The sequence below is a fragment of the uncultured Maricaulis sp. genome, assembly GCF_963976135.1.
Lineage (GTDB): Bacteria > Pseudomonadota > Alphaproteobacteria > Caulobacterales > Maricaulaceae > Maricaulis.
Window position 1 is genome coordinate 1 of the sequence record NZ_CAXBKN010000186.1, and the last position, 2,136, is coordinate 2,136.

Genomic DNA, 2,136 nt, shown 5'->3' on the forward strand with positions numbered 1-2,136 from the left:
GCCCAGCCCCCGCAACAGGGTTGTGAGCACCTGCCGGATCGAGCGGCTGTCATCGAGCAGCAGAATATTGAGGCCGGACAGGTCGAACGCAGGCATGAGGGTCTCCAGAACAGAACCCATAGACTACCGCGTCCGGCTTAATATCCGCCTACCTGTAGTTAATTGAATATGAGCGCCTCCTGACAGGGTGGCGTCAGCATCGCACCTGCCGCCTCTGGTCGCGGCGGCCTGGCATGCGTATATCTCGGCGATGGTCAAACTCACCCTCGACGACAGCCTCGCCGCACCGGAAGACTTCGTGCTCGACACCGTGCCGGAGATCGCGCCGGCGCATCCGCTCGAAAACTGGGCCCCGCACCGCCCCGACCGGCCGGAAAAATCCGAGGGCGGACAGCGCTTTCGCTGCGTCGCCGAATTCGAACCGACCGGCGACCAGCCGCAGGCCATCGCCGAACTGGTCGAGGCGATCCAGGGCGGCGAGCGCGATCAGGTTCTGCTGGGCGCGACCGGCACCGGCAAGACCTTCACCATGGCCAAGGTGATCGAGGCGGTGCAGCGCCCGGCCCTGATCCTGGCCCCCAACAAGACCCTGGCGGCCCAGCTCTACGGCGAGTTCAAGTCATTTTTTCCCGATAATGCGGTGGAATATTTCGTCTCCTATTACGACTACTACATGCCCGAAGCCTATGTGCCGCGCACCGATACCTATATCGAGAAGGAGAGCTCGATCAACGAGGCGATCGACCGGATGCGCCATGCCGCGACGCGCTCCATCCTCGAGCGCGATGATGTTATCATTGTCGCCTCGGTGTCGTGTATCTATGGCATCGGCTCGGTCGAGACCTATACCGCCATGACCTTCGAGCTGAAGCCCGGCGACGTGGCCGATCCGCGTGCTGTCATGCGCCAACTCGTCGATCTGCAATACCTCAGAAACGACGCCGCTTTCGGCCGCGGCACCTTCCGCGTGCGCGGGGATAGTCTCGAGGTTTTCCCGGCCCATTATGACGACCGCGCCTGGCGCCTCTCCTTCTTCGGCGACGAGCTCGAAAGCGTCACCGAATTCGACCCGCTGACCGGCCGCGCCATCACCGATCTGAAAAGCGTCAAATTCTACGCCAATTCCCACTATGTGACCCCGAAACCGACCCTCAACCAGGCCATCCAGTCGATCAAGGCCGAGCTCAAGACCCGCCTCGCCTGGATGGAAAGCCAGGGCCAGCTGCTCGAGGCCCAGCGCCTGTCCCAGCGCACCGAATTCGACCTGGAAATGCTGCAGGCGACCGGCTCCTGCGCCGGCATCGAGAATTACTCACGCTATCTGACGGGCCGCAAACCGGGCGAGCCGCCGCCGACCATGTTCGAATACATCCCTGAAAACGCGATCGTTTTCGCCGATGAAAGCCATGTCTCCATCCCCCAGCTCGGGGCGATGTTCAAGGGCGATTTCTCGCGCAAGAAAACGCTGGCCGATCACGGCTTCCGCCTGCCCTCCTGCCTCGATAACCGCCCGCTCAAATTCGAGGAATGGGATGCGATGCGGCCCCAGACCATCTCGGTCTCGGCGACACCGGGCAATTGGGAGCTCAACCAGACCGGCGGCGTCTTCGTCGAACAGGTCATCCGCCCGACCGGCCTGATCGACCCGCCGGTCGAGATCCGCCCGGTCTCGCTCGACGGCGCGAGCCAGGTCGATGACGTCATCGCCGAGGCCAGAAAAACCGCCGAAGCCGGAATGCGCACCCTCGTCACCGTCCTGACCAAGCGCATGGCCGAGGATCTGACCGAATACATGCATGAGCAGGGCCTCAAGGTCCGCTATATGCATTCCGATGTCGACACGGTGGAGCGGATCGAACTGATCCGCGATCTGCGTCTGGGCACTTATGACGTGCTGGTCGGCATCAACCTCCTGCGCGAAGGCCTCGACATCCCCGAATGCGGCCTCGTCGCCATTCTCGACGCCGACAAGGAAGGCTTCCTCCGCTCCGAAACCAGCCTGATCCAGACCATCGGCCGCGCCGCCCGCAACTCGGAATCCAAGGTCATCCTCTATGCCGACCGCCGCACCGGCTCCATGGACCGCGCCATCGGCGAAACCGACCGCAGACGCGCCAAACAGGTCGCATACAACGA

Annotated in this window: 1 protein-coding gene; it reads left to right on the top strand. The window is 62.9% G+C overall.

Annotated elements, in window-relative coordinates:
* Nucleotides 1–250 precede the first annotated feature (250 nt).
* A partial coding sequence (uvrB, locus tag AAC023_RS14425; protein ID WP_339742002.1) for an excinuclease ABC subunit UvrB occupies nucleotides 251–2,136 on the top strand: 1,886 nt, incomplete at its 3' end.